Annotated in this window: 15 protein-coding genes; 12 read left to right on the plus strand and 3 right to left on the minus strand. The window is 28.5% G+C overall.

Annotated features, from left to right (window positions below; all coding sequences use genetic code 11):
- The coding region (locus BMW96_RS10560) for an LPXTG cell wall anchor domain-containing protein (protein ID WP_143050739.1) at positions 1 to 435 on the plus strand (435 nt) is incomplete at its 5' end.
- 272 nt (positions 436 to 707) lie between these two features.
- On the opposite strand, the gene BMW96_RS10565 is transcribed toward BMW96_RS10560, so the two are convergent.
- The gene (locus BMW96_RS10565) at positions 708 to 1013 is read right to left on the minus strand and encodes a transposase (RefSeq protein ID WP_092355532.1); all 306 of its coding nucleotides are present in this window, start codon (positions 1011 to 1013) and stop codon (positions 708 to 710) included.
- 75 nt (positions 1014 to 1088) lie between these two features.
- Positions 1089 to 1265, minus strand: a complete 177-nt coding sequence (locus BMW96_RS14380; protein WP_180320317.1) for a hypothetical protein — start codon at positions 1263 to 1265, stop codon at positions 1089 to 1091.
- Between the two features lie 829 nt (positions 1266 to 2094).
- On the opposite strand from BMW96_RS14380, the gene BMW96_RS10580 reads away from it, so the two are divergent.
- The 5 genes from BMW96_RS10580 to BMW96_RS10600 are packed head-to-tail and all read left to right on the plus strand — an operon-like array spanning position 2095 to position 6657.
- A complete protein-coding gene (locus BMW96_RS10580) occupies positions 2095 to 2469 on the plus strand; it encodes a YbaN family protein (protein ID WP_092355538.1) in 375 nt (124 codons plus the stop codon).
- Positions 2462 to 4195: an ABC transporter ATP-binding protein/permease gene (locus tag BMW96_RS10585; RefSeq protein WP_092355542.1), complete on the plus strand. Its 1734-nt coding sequence runs from the start codon at positions 2462 to 2464 to the stop codon at positions 4193 to 4195. The genes BMW96_RS10580 and BMW96_RS10585 overlap by 8 nt, the downstream gene beginning before the upstream one ends.
- The gene (locus tag BMW96_RS10590; protein ID WP_092355545.1) at positions 4182 to 5828 is read left to right on the plus strand and encodes an amino acid ABC transporter ATP-binding/permease protein; all 1647 of its coding nucleotides are present in this window, start codon (positions 4182 to 4184) and stop codon (positions 5826 to 5828) included. The genes BMW96_RS10585 and BMW96_RS10590 overlap by 14 nt, the downstream gene beginning before the upstream one ends.
- On the plus strand, positions 5828 to 6115 hold the full coding sequence (locus tag BMW96_RS10595) for a nitrous oxide-stimulated promoter family protein (RefSeq protein ID WP_092355548.1): 288 nt from the start codon (positions 5828 to 5830) through the stop codon (positions 6113 to 6115). Before BMW96_RS10590 ends, BMW96_RS10595 begins: the two co-directional genes overlap by 1 nt.
- Before the next feature lie 47 nt (positions 6116 to 6162).
- Entirely contained in the window at positions 6163 to 6657 is a 495-nt protein-coding gene (locus BMW96_RS10600) for a GNAT family N-acetyltransferase (protein WP_092355551.1), read from the plus strand.
- A 323-nt stretch (positions 6658 to 6980) separates the two neighbouring features.
- On the opposite strand, the gene BMW96_RS10605 is transcribed toward BMW96_RS10600, so the two are convergent.
- On the minus strand, positions 6981 to 7811 hold the full coding sequence (locus BMW96_RS10605) for a sialate O-acetylesterase (RefSeq protein WP_092355554.1): 831 nt from the start codon (positions 7809 to 7811) through the stop codon (positions 6981 to 6983).
- Positions 7812 to 8822: 1011 nt separating this feature from the next.
- Here BMW96_RS10605 and BMW96_RS10610 point away from each other — a divergent pair.
- The 6 genes from BMW96_RS10610 to dusB all read left to right on the plus strand — a co-directional run bounded on the left by BMW96_RS10610 (position 8823) and on the right by dusB (position 16439).
- Positions 8823 to 10331 carry a PP2C family serine/threonine-protein phosphatase gene (locus BMW96_RS10610; protein ID WP_244881306.1) on the plus strand — a complete coding sequence of 503 codons (1509 nt, stop codon included), beginning with the start codon at positions 8823 to 8825 and terminating at the stop codon, positions 10329 to 10331.
- Positions 10332 to 10430: 99 nt separating this feature from the next.
- Complete coding sequence (tilS, locus tag BMW96_RS10615; protein WP_162207486.1) at positions 10431 to 11672, plus strand: tRNA lysidine(34) synthetase TilS; 1242 nt, start codon at positions 10431 to 10433, stop codon at positions 11670 to 11672.
- A gap of 25 nt (positions 11673 to 11697) precedes the next feature.
- Positions 11698 to 12228, plus strand: coding sequence for a hypoxanthine phosphoribosyltransferase (hpt, locus tag BMW96_RS10620; RefSeq protein ID WP_092355563.1), 531 nt, complete (start codon positions 11698 to 11700; stop codon positions 12226 to 12228).
- 9 nt (positions 12229 to 12237) lie between these two features.
- Complete coding sequence (gene ftsH, locus BMW96_RS10625) at positions 12238 to 14187, plus strand: ATP-dependent zinc metalloprotease FtsH (RefSeq protein WP_092355566.1); 1950 nt, start codon at positions 12238 to 12240, stop codon at positions 14185 to 14187.
- Positions 14188 to 14330: 143 nt separating this feature from the next.
- Positions 14331 to 15200 carry an Hsp33 family molecular chaperone HslO gene (hslO, locus tag BMW96_RS10630; protein ID WP_092355569.1) on the plus strand — a complete coding sequence of 290 codons (870 nt, stop codon included), beginning with the start codon at positions 14331 to 14333 and terminating at the stop codon, positions 15198 to 15200.
- 258 nt (positions 15201 to 15458) lie between these two features.
- The gene (dusB, locus tag BMW96_RS10635; protein WP_092355572.1) at positions 15459 to 16439 is read left to right on the plus strand and encodes a tRNA dihydrouridine synthase DusB; all 981 of its coding nucleotides are present in this window, start codon (positions 15459 to 15461) and stop codon (positions 16437 to 16439) included.
- Positions 16440 to 16493 lie beyond the last annotated feature (54 nt).

The following is a 16493-nucleotide window of genomic DNA, read 5'->3' on the forward strand; positions in this document are numbered from 1 at the left end:
TTAGAAGCAGCTCAAGAAGTATTAGGAAATGAAAAAGCAACACAGGCAGAAGTAGATGAAGCATGTGATGCATTAACAAGAGCATACTTGAACTTAAGATTAAAACCAAATAAAGATTTATTAGCGGATTTAATCAATAAGGCAAATGGATTAAACAGTGCAAGTTATACAGCTAATACATGGGCAGTAGTAGAAAATGAAGTAATAAAAGCACAGGCAGTATTAGAAGATCCAGAAGCAAGTGAGGCAGAAGTAAAAGCTGCAGAGAAAGCATTAACAAAAGCCCTTGAAGGATTAGAACTAGTGAAAGCTGGAGATAGCGAAGTTAAGGAATCAGTTAAAACAGGTGATACAATAAACTTTATATATTCATTTGCAGGATTGGTTATTACTTCGGCTGTATTAGTTATAAATAAAAAAAGAAAAGAGTTTTAATTAATTATTAAAAAATATGCTTTTTATAAGATAAATTGAAGAATATTAGTAGTAAAAAAGATAGTTAAACAATTACAGGTTAAGGTAATGTCAAACTATCGGGTAACCAAATAATTTAGTGGGAAAGCCAAATTATTTGGGGGTCAATTTTAGGGAACAACCATTTTTGGTTATTCCCTTTATTTTGTCTAGATACTTTTCACATTCTGTTTTTTAAATTTATATATTTTTTGGTATAGATAGAACAGGTTCGCTTTTTCTGTTAGCCCAGATTAATCTACTACGGCATATTCGAAATTACCTAAGCCTCTGGAATTTCTTTTGAAATCTTTAGGAGTTCTATTATAACCTTCCATAGGACCATTAGAAAGTCTTCTTTCATTACCATCATTATCGATGATATAAATAAAAGAATTGATGATTTCTTGTTTATGCTTTTTTAGTAATTCAGAAAATTCTCTAAACATAATCAATGATGAATGAGAATAAAGAATGATTAGATTATTTAAGAGAATAGCAACTTTGTTTAAATCTTTTTCTTTTGTTTCTTTGAATTCAATATATTTTCTTTTAGCCATCTTATAGGCATAAAGTTGGCATTTAATTGAAAAAACATTTTTTCATAGTCATAAGTATATAAATAGGCTTTGAGCTTATAGTTGTATCTTAGTTTGTCCTGATAATCTATATTCTCTACATTTTGTAATAATAACCATATTAATTGACATATTTAGTACAACAGCTATTTCCACATGAAAAAGCTGTTGTGCCTGTTTTAAATAATCTAATTTATAATTTTGAGCATGACGTAAATAGATTGTCTTGGTCAATTCTATTTCTGAATATTCATTAAAAGTTTTTTATATATTTCTTGATGAAAATGTTCACTTGTTACTTTTAGAATTCGTAAATATGGAATATGATTAATTATTTCTTCAAGCTTATCTTTGTTTATTGTTTTACGGATAATTTCTTTATGATTAGTTAAGCTAGTATTGTTTGTTAAAGGAGATTTTAAAGTATAGTGGTCGTCTATTGCTATGAATTGATAAATATGATTGGCTTGATTACATAATCGTTTACATTACATATTATTTTTGCTCTTTTTTTTACTTTAATATTTTTAATAATAAATGGAAGCATTTTTCTGCTGTTTCAAGTAAATACATATCTTGAGCATGAAATTTCTTTCCCTTTTTTATTTGTTCCAGCTTGTTTAAATAAAATGTTTTAATTAATCTATAAATCTCGTTTTCTGATAAGATTTTACGCATTTTTGCTAACGATAATTCACTGTTCAGGGGAATGAGAATATCCATTTTATTGCTTGAAGATATTAGAAGATGAAAATCTTCTTCTTGATTACTTATCGTTCTTGTAACAATATCTGTTATCTTACATATTCCTTCTCTGTCAGATTAACATTTTCACTAAATATATATATTTGATCTCCACAATAATAAAAACGTATAGCTGCAATTGGTTTTATGTTCTTGCAAACTACATGTTGATATATATTATAACATTTTAAAATGAATATTTCATATGCAGATTTTGTGTTTTATATTATGAATTTGTTATAAAAGACTAACTTTTTTATTGAAAATATCTTTTAATAATGTTAAAGTAAGTTAGACGCTTATAACAAAGGAGGTTAAGATGAAATATTTATATTTTGCTTTGGGAATAGTATTTATGTTGATTGGAATGATTGGTGTTGTATTACCCATTTTACCTACAACCCCTTTTCTTTTAACAGCACTGTTCTTTTTTACTAAGAGTTCTTCACGTGCTAAGATTTGGTTTGAAGGAACTAAGTTATATCAAAATCATTTAAATGATTTTGTTACTAGAAGAGCAATGACATTACAGACTAAGGTAATGTTATTATCTTTTGCAAGTACAATGTTATTAATTGCATTTTTAATGATGAATAATATTTATGGAAGGATAATGATTGTTTTATTAGTGATATTTAAATATTATTATTTTATATTTCGTATTAAAACAATTAGAGAAGTAGATAATGATTAATAAAAGGCTAGTTAGCTATTTAAAAGAAGATAAAAAGTATGTATATTTACAAGTATTAATGCAGTGGTTAGGACTTATAGCTCAAATTATTATTGTTGTAATTATAGCTGGTATGGTAAATGAACTTTATAGTAAGGGTAAGATAAATTACTTTTTTATAAAGATTGTCATAATTGTAGTTCTAATTTTAATAAAAGGATATTTTGGGAAATTAGTTTCAGTGTATTCTTTTAAAGCAGGTAAAAATATAAAAGCAAAGCTTAGATGTGATATTTATAAAAAGGTTTTATTATTAAATAATCATTACAATAAAATAATTAGCACGGCTTCACTTACGCAGTTAATGAGTGAAGGAGTAGAACAGTTAGAAATTTATTTTGGTAAATATTTACCACAGTTCTTTTATAGTATGATAGCACCAGTAACATTGTTTATTGTATTAGGACAAGTGGAATTTAAAGGGGCATTAGTGCTTTTTATTTGTGTTCCTTTGATTCCTATGTCAATTGTGTTAGTACAGAAGTTTGCTAAAAGACTATTAAGTAAATATTGGGGGTTATATGGGAATTTAGCAGAACGTTTTTTAGATAATGTTCGAGGTTTGACAACTTTAAAGGGGTATCGAGGTGATTCATTTAAACATGTTGAAATGAATGAGGAAGCTCAACGGTTTAGAAATGTTACAATGAAAGTTTTAGTAATGCAGTTGAATTCAATTAGTATTATGGATTTGGTGGCTTATGGTGGGGCAGCACTTGGAATTATAATTTCATTGTATAGCTATCAGGTAGGTTCAATTAATCTAGGGCAAACATTTATGATGATTATGTTATCGGCTGAATATTTCATTCCACTTAGACTGTTAGGATCTTTTTTTCATATTGCGATGAATGGTAATGCTGCAAGTGAAAAAATTTTTAAATTGTTAGATGTATCAATTACAGATGATAAGGAACTAGAGATTGGTGATATTAATGAAATTGAAATTAGAGACTTGTCATTTGGGTATGATGAAAAGATTGTTTTAAAAGATGTTAGTTTAAAAATTAATCAGCCTGGAATTTATGGTATAGTTGGAAGCTCTGGTAGTGGAAAGAGTACGATTGCAAAACTGTTAATGGGTTATTATGATAATTATCAGGGGAAATTAGCTTATAATAATAAACAAATAAATGAAATTAAACATACTAGCTTAATGAAACAAATAACGATGGTTGAACATGATCCATATATCTTTGTAGGAACTGTACGTTCAAATTTATTAGATGGTAATTGTAATAGTGATGATACAATGATGATAGATGTATTAAAAAAAGTAAACTTATGGAATTATTTTGAAGGAATAAATGGATTAGATAGTGAAATTGAAGAACGTGGCAATAATTTATCAGGTGGTCAAAAACAGCGACTAAGTATTGCCAGAGCATTATTACATGATACAAAAGTGTATATTTTTGATGAAGCAACATCAAATATTGATATTGAAAGTGAAGAAATTATCATGAGGCTAATTTATCAGATGCAGGACGAAAAAATTGTTATCTTAATTAGTCATCGTCTAGCAAGTGTTGAAAATTCTAAATGTAATTATGTTTTTAGTCATGGAAAACTAATTGGTTTTGATAGTCATGATAAATTGATGAAAGATAATAAGGAATATCGAAATTTAGTTAATACCCAAAAAGAAATTGAAAATTATGGAGGTAATACAAGTGAAAAAACGTAGTAATTTAAAGGTTGTAATTAGCTTGATTGCTCTAGTGAAATCAATGATATTAATTATGCTATTAGCTATTTTTCTTGGGGTAATTGGATATCTGGCAGCGATATTTTTAACAATTATCGCTGGTGAAATAGTAATTAAAATAATAAATAAAGAAACTTTTACTAGTTTATTGTATATTTTAATTGCATGTGGTATTTTGCGTGGATTTTTGCGGTATGGGGAACAATGGTGTAACCATTTTATCGCATTTAAATTACTAGCGATGATAAGAGATATTGTATTTGGAAAATTAAGGAAGCTGGCACCAGCTAAACTAGATGGTAAAGATCAGGGAAATTTAGTTACAATGATTACTAGCGATGTGGAATTATTAGAGGTGTTTTATGCACATACAATTTCACCAGTTATAATTGCTTTGATTGTTTCAATTATTATGATTATTTATTTAGGGCAGTTTCATATAGCTTTAGCATTATTAGCTACTGCAGCATATTTATTCATTGGGATATTTATTCCATTTGTTGTTGGTAAGGTTTCTGGTAACAAAGGATTGGATTATCGAAATACTTATGGTAAATATACTAGTTATATTTTGGAGTCAATTCATGGATTGAGAATCATTGATCAATTTTTATGTGGCGATAAACGTTTAAATGAGATTGAAAGAAAGAGTGAATTATTAAATAGCCAAAATGAAGAATTAAAAGATTTAGAAGGACAGTATCGAATGATGGGGGATATTTGTGTTAGTTTTTTTTCATTAGCAATGTTTATTTTGGGTTATTATTTATATCTTTACCAGTTAATTGATTTTAAAGGAGTTTTGATTAGTACGATTGCTTTGATGTCTTCATTTGGACCAGTATTAGCTTTATCATCATTAGCTCACAATCTAGTAATTACTTTTGCTAGTGGGAATCGGGTACTTGATTTATTAGATGAAAAACCTCAGGTTGAAGAAGTTGTTAATGGATATCAAGGTGATTTAGGAATAATTGAATTAAAAAATTTATCATTTAAATATGAAGAAGAAATAATCCTGGATAATATTGATTTAGTAATTAGGCCTGGAGAAATTATTGGAATTGAGGGGCGTAGTGGCAGTGGTAAAACGACATTATTGAAGCTGTTAATGCGTTTTTATGATTCAAGTAGTGGTGAAATTTTGATAGATGGTCATAATTTAAAGTCCTGGCAAAGTGATTCATTGGCTAAACTTATTAGCTATGTTACCCAAGATACTTATATTTTTAATGATACTATTATTAATAATATTAAATTGGGAATGGAGGCTAGTGATAAAGAAGTGATGGAAGCTTGTAAAAAGGCTAATTTACATGAATTTATTATTAGTTTAAAAGAGGGTTATGAAACAATGATTGGTAGCCTTTATCAGTCATTATCAGGAGGACAGCTGCAAAGGCTATCCTTAGCACGAGCATTTTTGCATGATTCACCATTAATTTTATTAGATGAGCCAACTAGTAATTTGGATAGTTTAAATGAAGCACTAGTTTTAAAGACGTTGAAAGATAATCGTGATGGTAAGACAATTATTTTAGTTAGTCATAGACCATCATCGTTAAAAATTTGTGATAGAATAATTAGAATTGAACAAGGCAGGCAAAGTTAATGACAACTGAAAAAGAACTATTAGAATTGATGATTTCAATATATGAAAATGATCATCATCAAGATTTAAGTAAATTAAAAGAATATGCATTTAAAAGGATTGACTGTTGTCCTCGTAAAAAAGAAAAAACTTTTTGTTCTTCTTGTCCAATCCATTGTTATCAAAAAATATATCGTGAGCAGATAAGAGAGGTAATGAAGTACGCAGGAAAGAGAATGTTATTTAAACACCCTATCATAACTATAAAACATTTAATAAATACAATTAAATATGCTATAAAAAACTAAAATAATTATTTAGTTTGTGTTATGATAATTAACAGAGAGGTGGCTAAATGAAGAGTATTGAAACCCAACGTTTAATAATTAGAGAATTAGATATGTCTGATGCTAAACGTTTAAGCGAGTATCGTAATAAAAGAGAAGTGGCGTATTATCAATCATGGTGGCGATATTCATATAATAAAGCTGTTAAAAGAATCGAATATTGTTTAGCACATCCTTTTAATGGTACAAAAGGAAGTTATCAACTAGGAGTAGTTTTAAAGAAAAATAATTATTTGATAGGTGATTATTTTTTAGAGGTAATTGAACCAGCTTCTGTAACAGTTGGTTATACTTTTGATAGTGACTTTTGGCATTTTGGGTATGCAACAGAATCATTTAAAGTATTGCTTGATATACTTAAAAATGAATATAAATTTAAAAGAGTTTTTGCTCATGTTTATAGTGATAATTTTCGTTCAATTAGATTATTAGAAAGAATGGGATTTATCCAATATGAAAAATCTATTGTAATGGGGGATATAGGATTTAAATTAGATTTATAATATAAGATTAGGTTATAAAAGCGTTAATTATTTTAGTTTAACGTTTTTTATTAGTAAATTGTATGTTGCTGTTTACATGAATAATTAGCAGCTATGTAATATTCTTTTGCTGTCTTAATACTAAGTTATTTTGTTAGTATGTTTTTTTGGAATACAACTCTACTACATTTATTAGATATAATATATATCCTATTAGAAGTTATCTATTATATAATGGTAATTGTCTATACTTAAATTTTTTTAAAGAAAAAGACAATTATTTTTGGAATAAATGAACTGTCTTTCTTTTTTAAGAATGAGGTTTACTATCACTTGTCATATGTTTACTTTAAAAATTTCATTATTTCTTCTAAAGATAGTTTTCCTAATGTAAATTGCTCTAATGCCATATATCTTTTTTCAGTAGTGGTGTGTTGTTTTTCATAATATGCTGCTACAATTTCTGCTTCATCTTTTAATGGGGTGTTTATATTTGATTTTGTTTGATAGGCTTTAAAATATCTTATACCAAATCTTCTTTGAGATTCTGCATTAATATGTATACCATCTGGGTTTGAATACAATTTTTTTCCAGTTACAAAATAACAATTATCATTATTTTTGGCATATCGAAGTAATTCCTGATTAACCAGCTTATATTCAGTACAACTTAAACCAAATGCAGATTTCCCTAAATAATCCCCTAACCCTCCAATAATAAATGGAACTTCCAAAGCCCCTAATTCTTTTCTAAATGAATTTATTATTACATTTAGTTTTTGATAATAGTTCTGATATTGTCCTCTATGGCTGTCGCTTTCTCCCTGATGCCATAATATTGCAATTAATTCACTATTTTCCATAGCATATTTTGTTTCGCTGATTGCATGACGAAATAAAGCCCCCTCAACATTCCATTCGTCAATAGAACTTCCTCCTTCTGCACAGGGGATTAATCCAATTTTCTCATTTTTGTTTGCATTACACCATTCTTGTGCAAATGATGCAGCCAATCCAACACCAGCAACTGCTCTGTCAAAATGAATTGGTTCAGACATCATCTGCCATCTTCCATTTCTTAACATAAAAATGTTTTCATTATAGAGAGGTGTGACTTCATGTAAAAATCCACGCCCTGCCATATTTGATTGTCCTATAAGTAAAACTGATTTCATTTTTATCTCCTTTAATTCTAATTTTGGTTTCATCATGAATAATTATATCAATTTATAAATATTTTATATAGTTTATTATTTTGGATATTCTTTTCTATTATTAGTAGATGTCTGTTAGAAAGGAGTTTTATGAGAGTTTAATGTTTAGAAGTGTCAGGCTAATTATTTTTCTAATTTTTTTACTATTATTTAAAAAAGTAGTTTAATTTATATGTTAATATTAATAATTATTTAGATGTTTGTAATTAAGGTTAAAAAACGACAAATTATTTATTGATAAATCCATATAATCAATAGTACGAGGTGAATGAAATGGATTTGTCAGTAGAAAAGACGAAAATAAAAATAAAGAATATTAGAATGACTTATATTTCAATTTTTGTATTAACCCTCTTTCTAAGCTTAATACAAATATATGGTACATCATTATGTTTTGTACTCCCTATGCTAGTAATATCATTTATATGTGGATACCGACATATAATTGTATATTTGAGTGCATTAGTTTTAACAACATACCTGTCCTACGAAAACTATATGTTATTACTAATTTCTCTTACTAGTATAATACTTATGCAAATAGTGATGCATTTTAAATTTGTTAAAAGTAAATATATTGCCCTGATAATTACTTTAGTAAGTTTGATTTTTTTATACATATATAAATATAACTATATAGAAGTATTAGTAATCCTATCCTTTACATTAATACATAGTTTATTATGCTTAGAAGTGGTCCCTCTCTTTATTCATAACACAATTGAAGTATATACAAATAAACGAATGATGATTCTTTCAGTAATGATAATGTTAGCCATCATTTCTTTATTGGAAGTAAATCAGCTGTATATGATGATATTACTTAGATTCTATTTATTATTAAGTGTATATTATTTAAATATAAATAGGACTATGCCCACAATTTTATATGTATCTATCATATTAATGTTTATTAATCCTTTACTTAAAGATGAAATACTATCACTAATCCTTCCGTTTAGTATTTTCTTTATGTATAAACCCCAAAACAAATTAATTTGTTCAACATTGTATATTTTAAGTCATTTAATTCTTCCATTTTTTATAGAATATGATTATTACTATCATAATTTTATTATAGTAGTAAGCGCAGCTTTATTTTTATTCGTTCCTACTTTCAAGCGAAAACCAAAGTTACTTAGTGATGATTATAAAAATATTACAAGTCGTAATAAATTAATTCAACGTGCTAATACATTCGCCTCTTTATTTAAACAATTGACAAATATATTTCAAGAAGCAAATCGAGATGTTAATGTAGGAGAATTTGTTGGGTATGTCTATGAGGATGTGTGTTTACATTGTCCTAGTCGTGATTTATGTTTCTACCGGGATGGTAGTGTGAGTCGATTGGGTAAGTTAATAAATAAAGGGTTTAAATCAAAATACAATGATGAGGATCTAAAATATATAAAAAGTAATTGTATTAGTCCAGATAAGTTTTTAAATGGAATTAATGAATATAAGGAAAGTTATGAAAAAATAAAAAGAGTTAATCAAGAGAATTCGCATTTAAAAAAGGATTTATTTTATGAGTTTTCATTATTAAGTGAAGTTTTTGATAATTTTAGTAATTCTTTAGAAGAGACACCATTTGGTGATGATCAATTAAAAGAACACTTATTAGGATATCAATTTAATATTACATATTTGTATAAACATCAAATATCATTAGATGTTTATACATTAGAAATAGGATTAATGGATATAAGTGGCAATGAGGTAGTTAATGAACTTGTTCCAATTATTGAAAATTATTTAAATGAGTCATTAGAAGTTATTTCAATACAAGATTCTATGCATCATTTAGGATATACATCAGTAGTTTTAAAACACCAACAAAACTATTCTTTACAATTTGGAATTCAACAATATTCTTTAGAACCATTAAATTGTGGAGATTCATTTAGTGCTTTTCATCAGGATAATCTTCATTATTTAGCTTTAAGTGATGGAATGGGTCAAGGGAAAATGGCAGCTACCGAAAGTAAATTAACTTTAGAAGTATTATCTAAATTGATTTTAAATGGAATTAGTTTAAAAGACACAATTGACTCTATTAATGCGTTATTAAAAATAAAAAATAGAAATGATATGTTTACAACATTAGATTTATGCAATATTAATCTTGCTAATGCAAAAATGAAATTAATTAAATATGGAGCTAATCCAAGCTATCATATTAGAAATGGAATTGTTGAAAAAATTGCTACTAATTCTTTACCAGTAGGAATTGTTTCTAAATTAAAGATGTCAAGTTATGAAATGTTATTAAATAATAATGATCTTATTATTATGTCTAGTGATGGAACTGGGGAAAGATTTGAACAAATAATTAATAAAAATATTAAATTATTTAATCGATTGCATCCTCAAGAGATATCTACTCTATTAATGAATCAAGTTTTGGAAGAGAATAATCTGGATGATATAAGCATTGTTGTAATTAAAATAGTTAAAGCAGTGGAAGATTTAAATTAGGTCGTTTATTAACGATCTTTTTCTTTGAAAGTTTAAAATTAATATGTTATTAAAAGGATTATTTGTTATAATAGTGAAGATATTTGAGGTGATGAAATGATGGATTTAGAAAAACTATTAGATTTAAATCAGTTATATATAGTAGGGGTATCTGGGGGCTGTGATTCAATGGCATTATTAGATGCTATGTATAATAAAGGAATTAAAGTCGTTGTTTGCCATGTTAATTATCATTTAAGAGATGATAGTGATCTTGATCAAGAAACGGTTTTTAAATATTGTAGTAAATATCAAATACCATTGTATGTTCGTGAAATAAATAAAGAAGAATATGGAAAAGACAACTTTCAAAGTCAGGCAAGAAAACTTCGTTATGAATTTTATTATCAAATAGCTTGTAAATATGGGGTTAAGAAAGTTGTTTTAGCTCATCATTTAGATGATGTAATTGAAAATATAATTATGCAGATACAACGTCATAATACTAAGGGATATTTAGGGATCAAAGATATTAGTGAAGTGTGGGGATTAACTATTTTGAGACCGTTTTTAAATATTAAAAAACAAGTATTACGAGATTATTGTCATGATAATAATGTAAGATATCGTGATGATTATACAAACTTTGAAACTGAGTTTACTCGTGATTATATTCGTAATATAACGTTAAAGAATTATACTGAGCAGCAGATAAGTGATTTATTATATAATGCAAAACAGCATAATCAAAGATATTTAAGTAATCTAAAAAAATTAAAGAAATATCTTGATATGTATCATAATCAAAATAAAATTGATTATCAGATAATTCCTAATGATCTTTTAGAGGGATTTATCTATGAAATAATTAAAGAAATCGTTTATCCACCTTTAATTAGTGATTCTTTAATTAAAGAAGTTATTAAACAAATTAAAAGTAATAAACCAAATATTAAAATGAATTTACCTGTTAATATTAGGTTCATAAAAGAATATAATAATATACATGTTTCAAAATTAAAAAATAGTATAAGCTACTGTTTAAAATATGATCAATTAGTTTATGATAAAAATGAGTACTTTTATTTAAGTAAAGAAGGTCATCTAAATGAAGGTATTTATTTGACAAAAGAGGATTTTCCTATTACTATAAGACCATTTCGACCTGGGGATGTAATTGATACTGCAGGTGGGACTAAAAAAGTATCACGTCTATATATTGATAATAAAATCCCTAAAAGCAAAAGAGAAACTTGGCCAGTTGTAGAAAATAGTCAGGGAATGATTATTCTTGTACCACATCTTGCAAAAAATATTAGGTATTTATATTCAAAACCTAATTTATATGTGGTAAAATTATAGGCATATATGATTAGGAGTGAGCAGGATGCATAAGGATATAAAGGAAATCTTAATTACTGAAGAACAAATCAGTGCAAAATGTAAAGAGTTAGGAAAAATTATTGATAAAGACTATGAGGGTAAAGAAGTTTTATTAGTAGGATTATTAAAAGGGTCTGTTCCTTTTATGGCAGAACTTTCAAAACATTTGAATAGTGATGTAACATTTGATTATATGAATGTTAGCAGTTATGATGGTGTTGAGTCAAAAACACTTGTAGTTAAACAGGATTTAAAAGAAGATGTAACAGGTAAAAATATTTTAATTGTTGAAGATATTCTTGATACAGGAAAGACATTATATAATGTTAAAGAAATGCTCTTAAAACGTAGAGCTAATAGTGTGAAAATTGTTACAATGTTAGATAAAGCAGAAGGACGAGTTATTGATATGAAAGCTGATTATATTGGGTTTACGATTCCTAATGCTTTTGTTGTTGGTTATGGATTGGATTTTAATGAAAGGTATCGCCAACTACCATATGTTGGTATTTTAAAAGAAGAATGTTATAAGTAAGGAGAGTTTATGAACAATAAGAATGGATTATTAAAGTCAATTCTTCCCTGGTTATTAGTACTAGTCTTAATTGGAGGACTTGTTACTTTTATGAATCAAAGTAACAGTAAAGAAATTAAGTACAGTGAATTTGTGGAAGTAGTACAAGATGAAAAGATTAAGGAAGTTGAGATAGTTCCTTCTTCGTTAGTCGTTGATGTTTCGGGTAAGTATACAAAGAAAGCTGATGGTAAATCAATAGAAGTTGAGTTTACGACAACTATTCCTAATACTGAAGCTGAGATGCAATCATTAACTAGTCTTTTAAATGAAAAAGGAATTGAAACTACGATTGTAGATGCTAATGATCGTGGTATGTTTATGCGAATCATAGCTAATATTTTACCATATGTATTATTACTTGGAGGTATGTTCTTTATTTTTAGAATGATGTCTCAAGGTGGTGGAAATGCTAAAGCTTTTGATTTTGGTAATTCAAGAGCTAAATTAGAAAAAAATCAAAAAACAAGATTTTCCGATGTTGCTGGTGCAGATGAGGAAAAAGAAGAACTAAAAGAATTAGTAGCTTTTTTGAAAAATCCTAAGAAATTTGCCCAGATGGGAGCTCGTATACCAAAAGGGGTATTATTAGTTGGTCCACCAGGTACAGGAAAGACATTACTTGCAAGAGCAGTTTCTGGTGAAGCTAGTGTACCATATTATTCAATATCTGGTTCTGAGTTTGTGGAAATGTTTGTCGGAGTTGGTGCTGGACGTGTACGTGATATGTTTAAAAAGGCTAAACAAACTGCTCCATGTATTATTTTTATTGATGAAATTGATGCTGTAGGTCGTCAAAGAGGAACTGGTATGGGCGGTGGACACGATGAACGTGAACAAACATTAAACCAATTATTAGTTGAGATGGATGGATTTAGTGGTAATGAAGGAATTATTATTTTGGCAGCAACTAACCGTGCTGATGTTTTGGATCCTGCATTATTACGTCCAGGACGTTTTGACCGCCAAATTCAGGTAGCTAATCCTGATAAAAATGCACGTACAGAAATTTTAAAAGTACATGCACGTAATAAAAAGTTTGCACCAGATGTTGATTTTAGTAATATTGCTCAAAGAACACCAGGTTTTTCAGGGGCAGAGCTTGAAAATGTATTAAATGAGGCGGCTTTATTAGCTGTTCGTGAAGATCATAAAGTTATATCAATGGCAGATATTGATGAAGCGGTTGACCGTGTAATGGGTGGACCAGCGAAGAAATCTCGTAAATATAGTGAAAAAGAACGTCGTTTAGTTGCTTATCATGAAGCTGGACATGCGGTATTAGGTTTAACCTTAGAAGATGCTAATAAGGTACAAAAAGTTACTATTGTACCTCGTGGACAGGCGGGTGGTTATAATTTGATGACGCCTAAAGAGGAAACTTATTTCCAAACTAAAACACAATTAGAAGCTAATATAGCAGGATTTATGGGTGGACGTGTGGCTGAAGAAATTTTCTTTGGAGATGTAAGTTCTGGAGCTCATAATGATATTGAACAAGCAACAAGAATTGCAAGAATGATGGTTACAGAATTAGGAATGTCTGAGTTAGGGCCAATTAAGTATGATTCTGAACAAGGAAATGTATTTTTAGGTCGTGATTATACACAACATAGTAATTCTCATTCTGGTCAAATCGCATATGAAATTGATGTTCAGGTTCGTAAGATTATTGATGAATGTTATGCTAAGGCAAAAGAAATAATTGAAGCTAATAAAGATAGATTAGTAACTATTGCTGATGCTTTATTAGAACATGAAACTTTAGCAGGTGAACAAATTGAAGCCTTATTTAATACAGGTCAAATGTTAGACCGTCATGATGGGACTGCAGATCATAGTTTGGATGAAAATAGTTCTATTGATGACAATACACCTTCATTTGATGATGCTGATGATTTATTAGATGATATGAAATAAAGCGGTTACCGCTTTTTTTCATATTTAGAGGTGAGAAAATGATGGAACAAGGAAAGAAATTATTTATATTGTTTATTGTTTTATGTATGATTATACCAATGATTTTATCATCGGTTATAGTGTTTTTATAAGGAGAAGGGAATATGAAAGATTATTTAGTTAGAGGTTTAGTTAATAGCAAGAACTGTCGAGTTTTTGCTTGTAGTACTACAAAATTACTTGAAGTTGCTAGAAAGGATCATAGTTTATGGCCAACGGCATCAGCTGCTTTAGGAAGAATGATGTCTGCTACTTTAATGATGGCAAAAATGAATAAAAATAATGAAAAAATGACAGTTGTTATAAATGGTGGTGGACCAATTGGAACAATGATTTGTGTTACTAATGGTGATGGTAATATTAAGGGGTTTGTTGCTAATCCTGGGGTTCATTATACTTATAATGATACTGGTAAATTAGCTGTGGGAGTAGCAGTGGGCCATGAAGGGACTTTACAGGTTATCAAAGATATGGGCTTGAAAGAACCCTTTACAGGTTCTGTACCTTTACAAACCGGGGAAATTGGTGATGATTTTAGTTATTATTTTGCAGTTAGTGAGCAAACACCATCTGTAGTTTCCGTTGGGGTACTAGTTAATGATACTAATGAGATTTTAGCTTCAGGAGGATTTATTATTCAGTTATTACCAGAGGCTACTGAGGAGGATATAACTTATATAGAAAATGCGGTTAAAAATTGTCCTCCTGTTTCTCAGTTGATTAATGATGGAAAAACGCCTGAAGAGATTTTAGAACTTTTATTTAGTGATGTTGAGATTACAGAAAAACAAGATTTATATTTTAAATGTGATTGTTCTAAAGATAAACTTTCTAAAGCGTTAATTACTATTGGTAAAGATGAGCTAAATTCAATGATTGAAAAAGATCATGGTTGTCAGCTTCATTGTCAATTTTGTAATACAGAATATAATTTTAGTGAAGAGGAATTAAAAGAGATTATTAATGATATATAGAGGAGAAAATGTTATGTTTTCTTCTTTTTTTATAGTGACTATATAAAATAAAAGAAAGGCGGGGGAAGCCTTTCTTTTATTTGGTTTACCAACATATTTAGGAATATAACTAACTCGATAACTTACGTCTATTTCGGGGAGGAAAATAGCGGGGAAGTGTAAGTTATCTGTAATTATTATGAACAGGTTAAATATTTTTAAACATTTATATTTATTTTTTTTAAAATAATTGATAAGATACCAATGAGGAGTGAGTTAATGTTTAAAATAGGAGATATAGAAATTAAAAATCCAGTTGTAATGGCACCTATGGCAGGTATTACTAATATGGCTTTTCGAAAAATAATAAAAGATTTTGGTGCTGGATTAGTCTATTCAGAGATGGTTAGTGATAAAGCGCTATGTTATGGAAATAATAAGACTATTGATATGCTTCAAGTTGATGAAGGAGAACATCCTGTTAGTATTCAATTATTTGGTGGTGAAGTAGAAACTATGGTTAAAGCTGCTAAATATATTGATGAACATTCTAATTGTGATATTATTGATATTAATATGGGCTGTCCTGTAAATAAGGTGTTAAAGGCTGATGCTGGTAGTAAATTATTATTGTATCCTGATAAAATTTATGAGATTGTAAAAGGAATTGTTGAAAATGTATCAAAGCCTGTTACAGTAAAAATTCGTAGTGGTTTTGATAAAGATCATATTAATGCTGTTGAAGTTGCTAAGTTGATTGAAAAAGCAGGTGCTAGTGCAATTGCAATTCATGGTAGAACTCGTTCACAAATGTATGAGGGGCATGCTGATTGGCAAATTATTCGTCAAGTTAAGGAAGCTTTAAAGATTCCTGTAATTGGTAACGGAGATATAAAAACTGTTGAAGATGCTCATAAAATGTTTGCTGAAACAAATGTAGATGCTGTGATGATTGGTCGTGCAGCTTTAGGTAATCCCTGGTTGATTAAACAAGTGGTAGAATCATTGCAAACTGGTCAAATAATAGGGGAGCCAACTTATCAAGAAAAAATCGCACAGTGTTTAGCACACGCTAAAAGGTTAATGGAAATTGAACCTGAAAAAGTAGCAATGTTTCAAATGAGAGGACATGCTCCTTGGTATATAAAAGGTTTAAAATCTTCTGCAAGGGTAAAAAATGAATTATCAAAAATAGATACTTATGAACAGTTAGAGATGATTTTAATGGAGTATCAGGAATATCTTAAAGAAATCATATAGTAGTTGCATGTGAGTGATATTTTGGTATAATTGAATTTAATAGTTTAAGGGGGA

The sequence above is a fragment of the Thomasclavelia cocleata genome (assembly GCF_900102365.1).
GTDB classification, from domain to species: domain Bacteria; phylum Bacillota_I; class Bacilli_A; order Erysipelotrichales; family Coprobacillaceae; genus Thomasclavelia; species Thomasclavelia cocleata.

What these genes read in the sequence shown, in the direction of transcription:
- BMW96_RS10565 (WP_092355532.1), bottom strand. Translation starts at nt 1,013, where the DNA reads ATGGCTAAAAGAAAATATATTGAATTCAAAGAAACAAAAGAAAAAGAT.
- BMW96_RS10580 (WP_092355538.1), top strand. Translation starts at nt 2,095, where the DNA reads ATGAAATATTTATATTTTGCTTTGGGAATAGTATTTATGTTGATTGGA.
- BMW96_RS10585 (WP_092355542.1), top strand. Translation starts at nt 2,462, where the DNA reads ATGATTAATAAAAGGCTAGTTAGCTATTTAAAAGAAGATAAAAAGTAT.
- BMW96_RS10595 (WP_092355548.1), top strand. Translation starts at nt 5,828, where the DNA reads ATGACAACTGAAAAAGAACTATTAGAATTGATGATTTCAATATATGAA.
- BMW96_RS10600 (WP_092355551.1), top strand. Translation starts at nt 6,163, where the DNA reads ATGAAGAGTATTGAAACCCAACGTTTAATAATTAGAGAATTAGATATG.
- BMW96_RS10605 (WP_092355554.1), bottom strand. Translation starts at nt 7,811, where the DNA reads ATGAAATCAGTTTTACTTATAGGACAATCAAATATGGCAGGGCGTGGA.
- BMW96_RS10610 (WP_244881306.1), top strand. Translation starts at nt 8,823, where the DNA reads ATGTATAAACCCCAAAACAAATTAATTTGTTCAACATTGTATATTTTA.
- tilS (WP_162207486.1), top strand. Translation starts at nt 10,431, where the DNA reads ATGGATTTAGAAAAACTATTAGATTTAAATCAGTTATATATAGTAGGG.
- hpt (WP_092355563.1), top strand. Translation starts at nt 11,698, where the DNA reads ATGCATAAGGATATAAAGGAAATCTTAATTACTGAAGAACAAATCAGT.
- ftsH (WP_092355566.1), top strand. Translation starts at nt 12,238, where the DNA reads ATGAACAATAAGAATGGATTATTAAAGTCAATTCTTCCCTGGTTATTA.
- hslO (WP_092355569.1), top strand. Translation starts at nt 14,331, where the DNA reads ATGAAAGATTATTTAGTTAGAGGTTTAGTTAATAGCAAGAACTGTCGA.
- dusB (WP_092355572.1), top strand. Translation starts at nt 15,459, where the DNA reads ATGTTTAAAATAGGAGATATAGAAATTAAAAATCCAGTTGTAATGGCA.